Below are 13,206 nucleotides of genomic sequence, written 5' to 3' on the forward strand. Positions count from 1 at the left end.
GACCGAAGGGGTTCTTCGAGAGAGTGGAGCTAAGGGGACTCGAACCCCTGACCCCCTCACTGCCAGTGAGGTGCGCTACCAGCTGCGCCATAGCCCCGAGGCGAAGGTGAACTCCGCATCTCGTATGCCCATACAGTACACCCCGCCCAGACCCCCTCCGCACGGGGGTCCCCACAACCCCGCCGCTCGATCCACATCGCCTTGACCAGCACGTTCACACCTTATTTTTAGTCCTGTATTGACGCACGACTGTGGCCGCCGTTACATTTTGCGCGGTTGTGACGCCGAGGTCCCCGCCCGTTACGCCGCGTCTCCAGAACCGGGCACACCTCTCGATGAACGCCGCCCTCGTGCGGCAGAGGAGGTCTCGAATGAAGACGAGACGGCGGGTGTTCACGCTGCTCGCGGCAGCGTCCGTCCTGGTCGGAAGCATGACGACGACGACAGCGGCGGAAGCCGCCATTACCCCGGACGGGTGGTACACCGTCGCCGCCGCGAACAGTGGGAAGTGCGTCGACGCGCGGGGTGCCGGGGGCTCCGATGGCACCGTTGTCCAGCAGTACGCCTGCAACCAGACCACTTCGCAGCAGTGGCAGTTCCAGTCCACCGGGGACGGCTACTTCCGGGTGAACGCCCGGACCAACCCGGCCGCGGCCTGGGACGTCAAGGACGTCTCGACCGCCGACGGTGGCCTGCTCCAGCTCTGGACCTACGGCGGCGGCGCCAACCAGCAGTGGCAGGCCGTCGACGAAGGGAACGGGCGCTACCACCTCGTCAGCCGCAACAGCGGGAAGTGCCTCGACGTTCCCGGTGCCTCCACCGCCGATGTCCAGCTGCAGCAGTACACCTGCAACGGCACCGCCGCCCAGTCGTTCATGCTGACCCCCGTGAACACGAGCCAGCCGGGGCAGCCGGACTTCGGGCCGAACGTCGTGATCTTCGACCCGTCCATGCCGAGCTCGACCATCCAAAGCCGGCTCAACAGCATCTTCGCGCAGCAGGAACGCAACCAGTTCGGCAGCCAGCGCTACGCCGTGATGTTCAAGCCCGGCACCTACGCCAACGACGTCAACGTCGGCTTCTACACGCAGGTGCTGGGCCTCGGCCTCAGCCCCGACGCCGTCACCGTCAACGGCGCCGTGCACGTCGAGGCCGACTGGTTCCCGCCGCAGAACGCCACCCAGAACTTCTGGCGGGGCGCCGAGAACCTGTCCGTGACGCCGAACGGCGGCGCCGACCGGTGGGCCGTCAGCCAGGCCGCGCCCTACCGCCGCATGCACGTCCGCGGCGACCTGCAGCTCGACGACGGCGGCTGGGCCAGCGGCGGCTGGATCTCCGACTCGAAGATCGACGGCCAGGTCCGCTCCGGCTCGCAGCAGCAGTGGATCTCGCGCAACTCGCAGTTCGGCAGCTGGAACGGCTCGAACTGGAACATGGTCTTCGCCGGCGTCCAGGGCGCGCCCGCCAACACCTTCCCGACGCCGCCGTACACGACCGTCGCCCAGACGCCGGTCGTGCGCGAGAAGCCGTTCCTCTACATCGACGGCGCCGGCAAGTACCAGGTGTTCGTGCCCGCAACCAAGACCAACGCGTCCGGCACGAGCTGGGCCGGCGGCGCCGCACCCGGCTCCTCGATCCCGATCGACCAGTTCTACATCGCCAAGCCCGGCGCCACCGCCGCGGACATGAACGCCGCGCTCGCCGCGGGCAAGAACCTGCTGGTGACGCCGGGTGTCTACCACCTGAACCAGACCCTGCGCGTCACCCGGCCGGACACCGTCGTGCTCGGCCTCGGCATCGCCACGCTGATCCCGGACAACGGCATCACCGCCATGTCCGTCGACGACGTCGACGGCGTCAAGGTCGCCGGCCTGCTGATCGACGCCGGCACGACCAGCTCGAACACGCTCATGCAGGTCGGTCCGGCCGGCTCGGCCGCGAACCACGCGGCGAACCCGACGTCGCTGCACGACGTCTTCTTCCGCATCGGCGGCGCCGCCGTCGGCAAGGCGGTGAACAGCCTGGTCGTCAACAGCGGCAACGTCATCGGCGACCACCTGTGGATCTGGCGCGCCGACCACGCCGAACGCAACGAATACGTCGGCTGGACGACCAACACCGCCGACACCGGGCTGATCGTCAACGGCAACGACGTCACGATGTACGGCCTCTTCGTCGAGCACTACCAGAAGACGCAGGTGGTCTGGAACGGCAACGGCGGCCGGACCTACTTCTTCCAGAACGAGATGCCCTACGACGTCCCGAACCAGGCGAGCTGGATGAACGGCTCGACCCAGGGCTTCTCCGCCTACAAGGTGAGCCCGAACGTCACCAGTCACGAAGCGTGGGGCCTGGGCAGCTACTGCTACTTCAGCACCAACCCGTCCGTGGCCAGCGCGCACGCGTACGAGGCGCCGAACACGCCGGGTGTCCGGTTCCACGACATGGTGACCGTCTCGCTCAACTACCAGGGCACGATCACGCACGTGATCAACACCACCGGCCCGGCGACGCCGCCGGGGACCAAGGCCGTCAACCTGGTGAGTTACCCCTGAGTCACCGGCGTGCGCCGCGGTGGCGGCCGCGGCGCACGCCGGTCCTTTGTGGATACGCCCGAACGGGGTGTTCCGGGAGCCGGACAGGGGTAACCGTCGCACTATTGAGGTCCCCAATCGATTCGGGAGCGGCAGATGACCTCGTTCGCAGCGTTCACCGTCGTCGAACCCCGCAAAGCCTGGCCGCTGGTGGCCGTTCGCGGGGTGCTCGCCGTGCTCTTCGGGCTCTTCGCGCTGATCTGGCCCGGCGCCACCGTGCTCGTCCTGGCGATCCTGTACGGCGTGTACGCGATCGTCGACGGCATCGGCGGCCTGATGCAGGCGTTCCGCCCAGGTGACACCGGGCACCGGGTGGCCTACGGCGTCCTCGGCGCGCTCGGCATCGTCGCCGGGATCCTCGTCCTGGTCTGGCCCGGCATCACCGTCCTGCTGCTGGCCCTGCTGGTCGGGTTCTGGGCGATCATCACCGGCATCGCCGAGATCGCCGCGGCGGTCCGCCTGCGCAAGCAGATCCAGGGCGAGGCCTTCCTCATCCTGGCCGGCGCGATCTCCGTGCTCGCCGGCGTCCTCATCGTGATCAACCCGATCGCCGGCGCGTACGGCATCGCGCTGCTCGTCGGGATCTACGCGCTGCTGTACGGGATCGTGCTGCTCGTCCTGGCGTTCCGGCTCCGAAAACTCGCCGGCTGAGTACCGTGCGGGGGTGTCGACCCGTGAACTGGTGGTGCTGGGCACTGCTTCCCAGGTGCCCACGCGCCACCGCAACCAGAACGGCTACCTCCTGCGCTGGGACGGCGAGGGCATCCTCTTCGACCCCGGCGAAGGCACCCAGCGCCAGATGCTGCGGGCCGGCGTCGCCGCCACGGACATCACGCGCATCTGCGTCACGCACTTCCACGGCGACCACAGCCTCGGCCTGCCCGGGGTGATCCAGCGGCTCTCGCTCGACAAGGTGCCGCACCCGGTGCACGCCCACTTCCCGGCGTCCGGCGCGCACTACTTCGCGCGGATGCGGCACGCGACGGCCTTCTACGAGCAAGCCGACCTGCGGGAACACCCGATCGCCGAGGACGGCCCGATCGCCGGTGGGAAGCTCACCCTCGAGGCGAGGCGGCTGAGTCACCCCGTCGAGGCGTTCGGCTACCGGCTGACCGAGCCCGACGGCCGCACGATGCTCCCGGAGAAGCTGCGTGAGCACGGCATCGCGGGTCCGGACGTCGGCCGGCTCCAGCGGGAGGGGCGCCTGGGCACCACGAAGCTCGAGGATGTCAGCGAGGCGCGGCCCGGCCAGCGGTTCGCGTTCGTGATGGACACCCGGCTGTGCGACGCGGTGTACGCCCTCAGCGAAAACGCCGACACGCTCGTGATCGAGTCGACGTTCCTGGCCGAGGACACCTCGCTGGCGAAGGACTTCGGCCACCTGACCGCGCAGCAGGCCGCCCGCGTCGCCGCCGAGTCCGGCGTTCGCCAGCTCGTGCTGACCCACTTCTCGCAGCGCTACCCCGATCCGGCGCGCTTCCTGGAGGAGGCGAAGGCCGAGTTCGACGGCGAGCTCGTCGTCGCGCAGGACCTGGAGCGGGTCCAGGTGCCGAAAAGACGTTCTTTCCCCACGGGGTGAGAAGCGCCGTAGGCTGCATCTCGTGAGCCAGCCGATCCTGATGACCGTCGACGACGATCCCGCCGTGTCCCGCTCGGTCGCCCGTGACCTGCGCCGGCGCTACGGGAAGGACTACCGCGTCATCCGCGCCGACTCCGGCCCGGACGCTCTCGACGCGCTGCGCGAGATCAAGCTGCGCGGCGACGCCGTCGCGGCGATCCTCGCCGACTACCGGATGCCGCAGATGGACGGGATCGCCTTCCTCGAGAAGGCGATGGACCTGTTCCCGCACGCCCGCCGCGCGCTGCTGACCGCCTACGCCGACACCGACGCCGCGATCCAGGCGATCAACGTCGTCGACGTCGACCACTACCTGCTCAAGCCGTGGGACCCGCCGGAGGAGAAGCTCTACCCGGTGATCGACGCCCTGGTCGAGACCTGGAAAGCGGTCGGCGACAAGCCGGTCGAGGAGGTCAAGCTCATCGGCCACCGGTACAACTCGCCTTCGTTCCACCTGCGCGACTTCCTCGCGCGCAACGCCGTCCCGTACCGCTGGTACTCGGTCGACGACGACGAGGGCTGCCGGATCCTGCAGGCCGCGGAGGCGACCGACAAGGACATCCCGGTGGTCGTCACCCCGGACGGCACCGTTCTCAAGAACCCGACCGGCAGCGAGATCGCCGACGCGGTCGGCCTGTCGACCCGGCCGGCGCAGGAGTTCTACGACCTCGTCGTCATCGGCGGCGGCCCGGCCGGCCTCGGCGCCGCGGTGTACGGCGCCTCCGAGGGCCTGCGCACGGTGCTCGTCGAGAAGAAGGCCACCGGCGGCCAGGCCGGCACGAGCTCGCGCATCGAGAACTACCTCGGCTTCCCCGACGGCGTCTCCGGCGCGCAGCTGACCGACCGGGCGCGGCGCCAGGCGCAGAAGTTCGGCGCCGAGGTGCTGACCGCGCGCGACGTCGTCGGCCTCGAAGCCCGCGGCTCGTCGCGGGTGATCACCTTCGGCGACGGCAGCGAGATCGCCGCGCACTCGGTGATCCTCGCCAGCGGCGTCAACTACCGCGCCCTGGACGCCGAGGGCATCGAGGAGCTGACCGGCCGCGGCGTCTACTACGGTTCGGCCGCGACCGAGGCGCCCGAGTGCAAGGGCGAGCACGTCTACATCGTCGGCGGCGCCAACTCCGCCGGCCAGGCCGCGGTGTTCTTCTCCAAGCACGCCAGCGACGTCACGATCCTGGTGCGCGGCTCCTCGCTGGAGGCGTCGATGTCGCACTACCTGATCGAGCAGATCGCGGGCATCGGGAACATCCACGTCCGCACGCACACGACGGTCAAGCAGGTGCACGGCGACGGGCACCTCGAGCGGCTCACGCTCTGCGAGAACGGCGTCACCGAGACGGTCGAGACCGGGCACCTGTTCATCTTCATCGGCGCCGCCCCGCGCACCGACTGGCTCGGCGACGCCATCCACCGCGACGACCACGGCTTCGTCTGCACCGGGCCGGACCTGCTGAGCGCCGGGCAGCGGCCGGCCGGCTGGCCGCTCGACCGTGATCCGCACTACCTCGAGTCGTCGATCCCGGGCGTGTTCGTGGCCGGTGACGTGCGGTCCCAGTCGGTCAAGCGGGTGGCGTCCGCGGTCGGCGAGGGCGCGATGGCCGTGACGCTGGTACACCGGTACCTGGAGGAACAATGAGCGCACTGCCGCGGGAAGAGCTTCGCGGCCTCTTCCTGTTCGAACACCTTTCCGAAGCCCAGCTCGACTGGATCGCCGACAACGCCGTGCTCGAGGAGTACGCGGCCGACTCCACCGTCATCAGCGAGGGCGGCGAGGCGACCTGCTTCTACGTCCTGCTGCACGGCGCGATCCGGATGACGCGCCTGGTCAGCGGCACGGAGGTGGAGACCAACCGGTCCGACCAGCGCGGCGCCTACTTCGGCGCGACGCAGTTCTTCGTGCACCAGGAGAGCGAGCACATCTACAACGCCACGGTGCGCGCGCTGTCCGACGTCACGTTCCTGGCGCTGCCGTCGAAGGAGTTCTCCTTCGAGTTCCGCAAGTGGTTCCCGATGGCCACGCACCTGCTCGAAGGCATGTACCTGGGGTGGCGCAACAGCGACACGGTGATCGGCTCGCGCCGCCGTCTGCTGGCCCTCGGCGAGCTGTCGGCCGGCCTGACGCACGAGCTGAACAACCCGGCCGCGGCGGCGGTCCGGGCGACGTCCGCCCTGCGTGAGCGCGTCGCCGGGATGCGGCACAAGCTCGCCTTCCTGGCCAAGAAGGACATCGAACCGGAGCTGCTCTACCAGCTGATCGACGTCCAGGAACGCCTGGTCAAGCAGGTCGCGCAGGCGGAGAAGCTGACAGCGATGCAGCAGGCCGACCGCGAGGACGAGATCGGCGACTGGTTCGACGACCGCGGCATCGACGGCGGCTGGGACCTCGCCGACATCTACGTCCGCGCCGGGCTGACCACGGCCGACCTGGACCACGTCCTCGAGCAGGTCGGCGACACCTTCATCGACGGTGCCGTCCGCTGGCTCGCGTACGCGCTCGAGACCGAGATGCTGATGGGCGAGATCGAGGACTCGACCACGCGGATCTCCGCGCTGGTCGGCAAGGCCAAGCAGTACTCGCAGATGGACCGGGCGCCGCACCAGTGGGTCGACGTCCACGACGGCCTCGACTCCACCCTGGTGATGCTGTCCGGCAAGATCGGCGACGGCGTCCGCGTCGTCAAGGAGTACGACCGCAGCCTGCCGAAGATCCCCGCGTACCCGGCCGAGCTGAACCAGGTCTGGACGAACATCATCGACAACGCCCTCGGCGCGATGGCCGGCGATGGCACGCTGACGCTGCGCACGTGGCGCGTCGACGACCAGATCCGGGTCGAGGTCGGCGACACCGGGCCCGGCATCCCCGCGGACATCAAGCCGCGGATCTTCGAGCCGTTCTTCACGACCAAGCCGGTCGGCGAGGGCACCGGGCTGGGCCTGGACATCTCGTGGAAGATCGTCGTCGAACGGCACCAGGGCGACCTGCGCGTCGAATCCGAGCCGGGGAACACGCGGTTCGAGGTCTGCCTGCCGACGGTCGAGCAGGCCTCGCTCTGATGGCTTCCGTCCCGACGGTCACGACCGAGCTCGGGGCGCTGGTCGGGCTGGCGGGCGACGGCGTCCGCGTCTGGCGCGGGATCCCGTACGCCCGCCCGCCGGTCGGCGAGCTGCGGTGGAAGGCACCGCGGCCGCCGTCGCTGTCCGGCGGCGTGCACGTGGCGACGGAGTACGGGCCGCACGCGATGCAGTCGCCGGACCCGATGAACCCGGCCGCCGTGTGCGACGAGGACTGCCTGTACCTCAACGTCTGCACGCCCGAGGGACCCGCACCGGAGGGCGGGTGGCCGGTGCTGTTCTGGCTGCACGGCGGCGGCTACCGCGTCGGCCACGGTGAGCAGCTGGGTGACGGCGAGGAGTTCGCGCGGGCCGGGATCGTCGTGGTCACCATCAACTACCGGCTGGGCTCGCTCGGCTTCCTGCACCTGTCCGGCGTTTTCGGCGCCGCCGAGCAGGACGCCGGGGTGTGCGGCTTCCTCGACCAGGTCGAAGCCCTGAAGTGGGTGCGGCGCAACATTTCCGCGTTCGGCGGCGATCCGGCGCGGATCACCGTCTACGGCGTTTCGGCGGGCGCGAAGAGCGTCGGCAACCTGATGGGCAGCCCGCTGGGCGCGGGATTGTTCGCGCAGGCGATCAGCAGTTCCGGCGGCGCGGACCACGTGGCAACACCCGAAGCGGGGACGGCGCTGGCGCGGCGCCTGCTCGACGAGGTCGGCTGCCACGACATCGACGGGTTGCGGTCGCTGCCCGCCAAGGAGTTCGTCGAGGCGCAGGAACGGATCCTGAGCGGGTTCCAGGCGCTGTGGCTGTGGCGCCCGACGCTGCACCCGCGCGTGTTGCCCGAGGTGCCGATCGGGCCGATCGGACGGGGGAGCGCGGCGGGTGTTCCGCTGCTGATCGGCTGCAACAGCAACGAAGGCAGCACGTACGCGATGATGCTCGGCGACGACGTCGCGACGGCGCCGGCCACCGATGTCCTCTCGGGCATCCTCGGCGATCCGGGCGCCGCACGGCTGCTCGAGACGTACCTTCGCCGGGTCCCCGACCTCAAGGCCGCCCGGATCGCCGCCATGGGCGACGAGCGGTACGGGATCCCGACGCAGCGGCTCGCCGACGCGCAGTCCGCGCACGCTCCCGTTTACCGGTACCGGATCGACATCGCCGCGCCCGGGGTGCCCGAGCAGCTCGACGGCGGCCACGGGACCGAGACCACGATGGCGTGGAAAGTGCCGCTTCCCTTGGCGGCACAGGGAACCGCCGTGAACCCGGCGCGCGAGCGGGCGGCGCTGCTCATCCACCGGTGCTGGGTGAGGTTCGTGCACTCCGGCGTCGCGTCCGCCGACGGTCCCGAATGGCCGTTGTACGGCCCGGAACTGCGGCCGGTCATGGTGTTCAGCGAGGACACGGACCTGGTGCTCGATCCGCGTCCGGACGAGCGCGAGGCTTGGGGCGACACGGAATGGGCGTCCGGGACGTGGTTTCCGGTCGCCTGAGCCGGCTCTACCCTTGTGAGTGATGATGTTCGAACACGCGTGCGAGTAGCGTGGTCGGTGTCCGGCTCATCGAGGGAGGAAAGTCATGGACGGGTACCGAGTTTCGGCAGCGTCAAGGTCATCGCGGCGGTCGTCAGCCAGCTCAGCAGATCGGCGAGCGGGATGCGCGAAAGCCGTTCCGGCCATTCCTCGGCCACTGCGTGCAGCACGAGTTCGTCGTGCCGTGGCTCCACTTTCGTCAGCCTCGTGCCCGGCGGGAGCTCCGGCAGCGGCAGCTCGATGGGCTGGAACCGCTTCGGAGCACGGAGGGTTTTCTGTCCGATGTGGAGGGTTTGCGGCACGAGCACTACGGCGTCGGCCGCCACCTGGGGGCGCAGGGTCAGGTGGCCCCAGTGCGGGCGCTTGGCCCAGTGGATCCGGAGCAACCCGTTCCCGGCCGGGGCCGCGACGATCCCGGGGCGGACCGTCGCCACCCGTTCGCGCAGCACGTCCGCGGACACGGCGATTTCCAGCCGCACGCGGGCGGGAATGGCGGCAGGCGTGGGCAGCGAGCGGAGGCGGACGTCTTCGGCGATCACGGCGACGCGGCGCAGCGGAATGCTGCCGCCGTCCTCTTCGGACTCCGGCCAGTCGACGTCGTCGGCGACGATCCGGACGTCGCCGAGGCGCCCGGTGGCCAGCCGGAGGCTGTCGGCCGGGTAGTCGAGTTCGGCGAGGGTGAGGCCGACTTCGCGGTCACCCACCTTCGCGGTCAGCCGGCGCCCGACGAGCTGTTCGGTGACCGTGCGCGCCAAGGCGGCCGGCGTGACCGGGACGTTCGGCAGCAGCGAACGCCCGGCCGCGGCCAGCCCGGCCAGCTCGGGCCACGGTGACCAGCCGTCGAACCACCTGCCGTCGCTCATCCGTCCAGTGTCACCCACGGACACCGCCGGTGGCGACGGCGGGTGGTTCCCGGCTGGGGCAGCGGATCGCGCCCGGTCACCGGCCCGCGAAGCGGGCGATGATGCCGGTCACGACCAGCCAGAACACCGCGGCCAGGCCGAAGTCGAGAATCACGGCCAGGCTGGGGCTGTCGACCGGGAACAGACCGGGCCAGAACAACGCGAGAGGAACCGCCAGTGACTTGATGAACTGGAAGAAGGCATTGCCGGCATTGGCACCGGCCAGCACCATGATCATGTAGAGAACTTCGATCCCCGCGAAGATCGCGCCGATCGCCGTGATGACCCGCACGGCCGTGTTCCGTCTGGTGGTGGTTCGCCAAGGAGACATGCCGCAAAAATTCCCGGATCAGGTGACTGATCAAACGCTCCAGAGCCCAGATTGCGCCGTTCGGCCGCTTCTGTTGCTCTCCGCGACCCTTCGCTGCAGCTCGTGAGCAAGCGGTCACTACTCCCGGTCGCCATGTCGTTCCTCCAGGTACGCGTGTCGTCCGTCGGCCCCTACCCACGCATTCCCACCGCGTCCCCGAGCAGCCGGCCGACAGCCCAGTCCTGCACCGCAAGCCCCACGGACTTGAACACGGTCCGCCCACCCACCACCGGTGGCGCCTGCAAGGCCGAACCCAGCTCGACCAGGGCCCCGCGGTCCAGCAGCCCCGCGTCCACCGCGTGGATCACCTCGCCCGCCTCCGCCAGAACGGCATCGACCTGATCCACCACCACACACCCCGCCGTGGCGAGCAACTCGGCGGGCAGCTCCCGCATGGACGGCAGATACGACCCGATCGCATTGACGTGCACCCGTTCGGGCAAGTCATCGACAGCGAAGAGAGGAGTACTCGACGAGGTAGCACAACAAACGATCTCCGCATCGGAAACCGTGTCCGCAACACTCGAAGCCACCCGCACCACCACCTCAGGGAACTCGGCCCGCAACCGCGAGGCCAACGCCGAAGCGCGCGAGACGTCCCGGCCGAACAGCGCCAGAGAACGCACCGGCCGCACGGCCGCCACCGCCCGCACCTGGTCGGCGGCCTGGGCCCCGGTGCCGAGCAACGCCAGCCGGCTCGCCGAAGCCGGGGCGAGCAGGTCCGTGGCCACGCCGGACACCGCGCCGGTGCGCAGGGTCGTCACCTCGACGGCGTCGGCGACCACCTGGCCCGCGGCCGTGTTCCACACCAGCGTGCCCAGGATCATCGGCGTGCGGCCGGGGGACAGGTTGAGCGTCTTCACCACCGTCGTCGACGTCGGCGTGTGGCAGGCGGTCATCACGAGCGTGGTCGCGGCGGCGAACGACAACCGTTGCGGCACCACGAAACGGCCGGCGGCGAGGTCGACGAAGGCCTCGCGCACCGCTTCGACCGCGGCCGGCATCGGCACGGCGTTCCGGACAGCGTCGGCGTCGAGCATGCGTGGCCCCTCCGGCGTCGGATCTGCCGCTAGCCTGGCGGCATGTCCGAGGTCAGGCAAGAGGAGCAGCGGTTCTTCCGCGACGACTGGTACGGCGAGGAGATCACCGGCCGGCACTACGTGCGATGCGAGTTCCACGAGGCCGACCTCTCGGAGGCGGTCACCCGGAACTCGGTCTTCACCGACTGCGTCTTCGGCAATGTGCGCTTCAACGCGTCGCGGCACACGGACTCGGCGTTCACCGGCTGCACCTTCAAGCGGTGCAGCTTCTTCGACGCCGAATTCACCGGGTGCAAGCTCGTCGGCGCCACGTTCAGCGAGTGCGCGCTGCGGCCGTTGCGGGTCACCGGCGGGGACTGGTCGTTCGCCGGGCTGGCGGGCGCCGACCTGCGGGCCGTCACCTTCCAGGGCGTCCGGATGCGGGAGGCCGACCTCTCCGGGGCGGACTGCGCCGGCGCGGTGTTCGCCGACGTCGACCTGTCCGGGGCGCTGCTGCACGCGGTCAAGCTGCCGAAGGCCGAGTTGCGGGGCAGTGACCTCTCGGCGCTCGACCCGCTGAACGCCGAGCTGACCGGTGCGATCGTGTCACCCGAACAGGCTGCGGTGCTCGTCACGTCGCTGGGGCTGCGGGTCCGGGCGTAGGCTCGGCGCGATCGGGAAGGGAGGGCGGCATGGGTGTCGTGACACCGGGTTTCCAGGGCCGGGCGCGCAGTGGCAACCCGCGGCTGCCACCCGGGCAGTACCTGGCCGAGGACTTCCCGGTGCTGTCGGCGGGGCCGACCCCGCGCGTGCGCACCGAGACGTGGGAGTTCACCGTCACCACCGAGACGGGCGAGAAGCACACCTGGAGCTGGGCCGAGCTGATGGCCCTGCCCAGCGAGAAACCCACGGTGGACATCCACTGCGTCACCCAGTGGTCCAAACTGGACACCCGGTGGCGCGGCGTCTCGGTCGACACGCTGGTCGGCGGGCTCGAAACCGAGGCCGACTACGTGATGGTCCACGCCTACGGCGGGTACACGACGAACCTGCCGCTGGCCGACCTGCTCGACGGCCAGGCCTGGATCGCCTACGAATACGGCGGCAAGCCGCTGACCCCCGAGCACGGCGGCCCGGCGCGGCTGCTCGTGCCGCACCTGTACTTCTGGAAGTCCGCGAAGTGGGTGCGCGGGCTGGAGCTGAAGACCCGGGACGAGCCGGGCTTCTGGGAGAACGCCGGCTACCACGACTACGGGGATCCATGGCGCGAACAGCGGTATCAGGGCGACTAGCCTGGCGGGTCGCCCGCCTGGCGGAATTCCGCGACGAGACGCCGACGGCGCGCACGCTCGTCTTCGACCTGCCCGGCTGGCCCGGTCACCTGGCGGGCCAGCACGTCGACGTAAGGCTCACGGCCGCGGACGGCTACCAGGCGCAGCGCAGCTATTCCCTCGCGGCGCCCACGAACGGCGACCGGGTGGAGCTGACGATCCAGCGCGTCGCCGACGGCGAGGTGTCCGAGCACCTCACGGGCCCGTACGCGATCGGCGACCCGGTCGAGATCCGCGGCCCGATCGGCGGCTGGTTCGCCTGGCGCCCCACGGACCCGGCCCCGGTCCTCCTGGTGGCGGGCGGCTCCGGAATCGTCCCCCTGATGGCGATGATCCGCGCCCGCCGCGCGGCGGGCGTCCGCACACCGTTCAAGCTGATCTATTCGCTACGCACCCCGGCGGAGCTGTACTACGCGGACGAGCTGCGCACACCGGTGGCGGGCGTGGACGTGACGTACGTGTACACGCGCGAGCTGCCCGAAGGCCGCCCAGGCCTACCCCGCCGCCTGGACGTGGCGACACTCAACACGGCGGCCTGGCCGGCGGAGTTCGGAGCATCGTGCTTCGTCTGCGGGCCCACGGGCTTCGTGGAGACGGTCGCGGACATCCTGGTCGCCCTGGGCCACGACCCGCACCGCATCCGCACGGAACGCTTCGGCCCCAGCCGCGACTGACCGACGGGCCCCCGCGCTGGTGCTGGTAGCCGCGGAAGGGGCCGAGCCGCAGGCATGGCGCCAGGCTCAGCGCGCCGCCTCCGTGCCCGGCTGAACCACCGCCCCGCTCGCC

The 13,206-nt window shown here is 70.2% G+C and carries 12 protein-coding genes and 1 tRNA gene; 9 read left to right on the forward strand and 4 right to left on the reverse strand.

Translation table 11 applies throughout. The features are described 5' to 3' along the window. Positions 1-24: 24 nt before the first annotated feature. Positions 25-97: transfer RNA gene (locus BLW76_RS10745), tRNA-Ala, on the reverse strand. Between the two features lie 274 nt (positions 98-371). Between BLW76_RS10745 and BLW76_RS10750 the strand changes: the two genes are divergently transcribed. From BLW76_RS10750 to BLW76_RS10775, 6 genes are all read left to right on the forward strand, one after another. After that, on the forward strand, positions 372-2,555 hold the full coding sequence (locus BLW76_RS10750; protein WP_208613264.1) for an RICIN domain-containing protein: 2,184 nt from the start codon (positions 372-374) through the stop codon (positions 2,553-2,555). Between the two features lie 135 nt (positions 2,556-2,690). Continuing rightward, positions 2,691-3,245, forward strand: a complete 555-nt coding sequence (locus BLW76_RS10755) for an HdeD family acid-resistance protein (protein WP_091305955.1) — start codon at positions 2,691-2,693, stop codon at positions 3,243-3,245. A 13-nt stretch (positions 3,246-3,258) separates the two neighbouring features. After that, a complete protein-coding gene (locus tag BLW76_RS10760) occupies positions 3,259-4,173 on the forward strand; it encodes a ribonuclease Z (RefSeq protein WP_091305956.1) in 915 nt (304 codons plus the stop codon). A 22-nt stretch (positions 4,174-4,195) separates the two neighbouring features. Then, complete coding sequence (locus BLW76_RS10765) at positions 4,196-5,848, forward strand: response regulator (protein ID WP_091305958.1); 1,653 nt, start codon at positions 4,196-4,198, stop codon at positions 5,846-5,848. Further along, positions 5,845-7,266: an ATP-binding protein gene (locus tag BLW76_RS10770; RefSeq protein ID WP_091305960.1), complete on the forward strand. Its 1,422-nt coding sequence runs from the start codon at positions 5,845-5,847 to the stop codon at positions 7,264-7,266. Before BLW76_RS10765 ends, BLW76_RS10770 begins: the two co-directional genes overlap by 4 nt. Next, positions 7,266-8,759 (forward strand): carboxylesterase/lipase family protein, encoded by a 1,494-nt coding sequence (locus tag BLW76_RS10775; protein ID WP_091305962.1) that lies wholly within the window; start codon positions 7,266-7,268, stop codon positions 8,757-8,759. Before BLW76_RS10770 ends, BLW76_RS10775 begins: the two co-directional genes overlap by 1 nt. An 83-nt stretch (positions 8,760-8,842) precedes the next feature. Here the strand turns inward: BLW76_RS10775 and BLW76_RS10780 are convergent, their stop codons facing one another. The 3 genes from BLW76_RS10780 to BLW76_RS10790 form a co-directional block, all read right to left on the reverse strand. After that, entirely contained in the window at positions 8,843-9,661 is an 819-nt protein-coding gene (locus BLW76_RS10780) for a hypothetical protein (protein WP_091305964.1), read from the reverse strand. 76 nt (positions 9,662-9,737) lie between these two features. Next, on the reverse strand, positions 9,738-9,992 hold the full coding sequence (locus tag BLW76_RS10785; RefSeq protein ID WP_020643997.1) for a hypothetical protein: 255 nt from the start codon (positions 9,990-9,992) through the stop codon (positions 9,738-9,740). Positions 9,993-10,201: 209 nt separating this feature from the next. Next, on the reverse strand, positions 10,202-11,110 hold the full coding sequence (locus tag BLW76_RS10790; RefSeq protein WP_091305966.1) for an ornithine cyclodeaminase family protein: 909 nt from the start codon (positions 11,108-11,110) through the stop codon (positions 10,202-10,204). A gap of 42 nt (positions 11,111-11,152) precedes the next feature. Between BLW76_RS10790 and BLW76_RS10795 the strand changes: the two genes are divergently transcribed. Genes BLW76_RS10795 through BLW76_RS10805 form a run of 3 tightly spaced genes read left to right on the forward strand, consistent with a single transcriptional unit; the run spans position 11,153 to position 13,094 of the window. Further along, on the forward strand, positions 11,153-11,752 hold the full coding sequence (locus BLW76_RS10795) for a pentapeptide repeat-containing protein (protein ID WP_091305968.1): 600 nt from the start codon (positions 11,153-11,155) through the stop codon (positions 11,750-11,752). A 29-nt stretch (positions 11,753-11,781) separates the two neighbouring features. Beyond that, complete coding sequence (locus BLW76_RS10800) at positions 11,782-12,381, forward strand: sulfite oxidase-like oxidoreductase (RefSeq protein WP_091305970.1); 600 nt, start codon at positions 11,782-11,784, stop codon at positions 12,379-12,381. After that, the gene (locus BLW76_RS10805) at positions 12,351-13,094 is read left to right on the forward strand and encodes a ferredoxin reductase (RefSeq protein ID WP_091305972.1); all 744 of its coding nucleotides are present in this window, start codon (positions 12,351-12,353) and stop codon (positions 13,092-13,094) included. Before BLW76_RS10800 ends, BLW76_RS10805 begins: the two co-directional genes overlap by 31 nt. Positions 13,095-13,206 lie beyond the last annotated feature (112 nt).

Source organism: Amycolatopsis tolypomycina, from assembly GCF_900105945.1.
GTDB lineage: Bacteria > Actinomycetota > Actinomycetes > Mycobacteriales > Pseudonocardiaceae > Amycolatopsis > Amycolatopsis tolypomycina.

Bases quoted from the DNA above. Each gene is read 5' to 3' on its own strand.
- BLW76_RS10750 (WP_208613264.1), top strand. From the start codon at position 372: ATGAAGACGAGACGGCGGGTGTTCACGCTGCTCGCGGCAGCGTCCGTC.
- BLW76_RS10755 (WP_091305955.1), top strand. From the start codon at position 2,691: ATGACCTCGTTCGCAGCGTTCACCGTCGTCGAACCCCGCAAAGCCTGG.
- BLW76_RS10770 (WP_091305960.1), top strand. From the start codon at position 5,845: ATGAGCGCACTGCCGCGGGAAGAGCTTCGCGGCCTCTTCCTGTTCGAA.
- BLW76_RS10775 (WP_091305962.1), top strand. From the start codon at position 7,266: ATGGCTTCCGTCCCGACGGTCACGACCGAGCTCGGGGCGCTGGTCGGG.
- BLW76_RS10780 (WP_091305964.1), bottom strand. From the start codon at position 9,661: ATGAGCGACGGCAGGTGGTTCGACGGCTGGTCACCGTGGCCCGAGCTG.
- BLW76_RS10790 (WP_091305966.1), bottom strand. From the start codon at position 11,110: ATGCTCGACGCCGACGCTGTCCGGAACGCCGTGCCGATGCCGGCCGCG.
- BLW76_RS10795 (WP_091305968.1), top strand. From the start codon at position 11,153: ATGTCCGAGGTCAGGCAAGAGGAGCAGCGGTTCTTCCGCGACGACTGG.
- BLW76_RS10800 (WP_091305970.1), top strand. From the start codon at position 11,782: ATGGGTGTCGTGACACCGGGTTTCCAGGGCCGGGCGCGCAGTGGCAAC.
- BLW76_RS10805 (WP_091305972.1), top strand. From the start codon at position 12,351: ATGGCGCGAACAGCGGTATCAGGGCGACTAGCCTGGCGGGTCGCCCGC.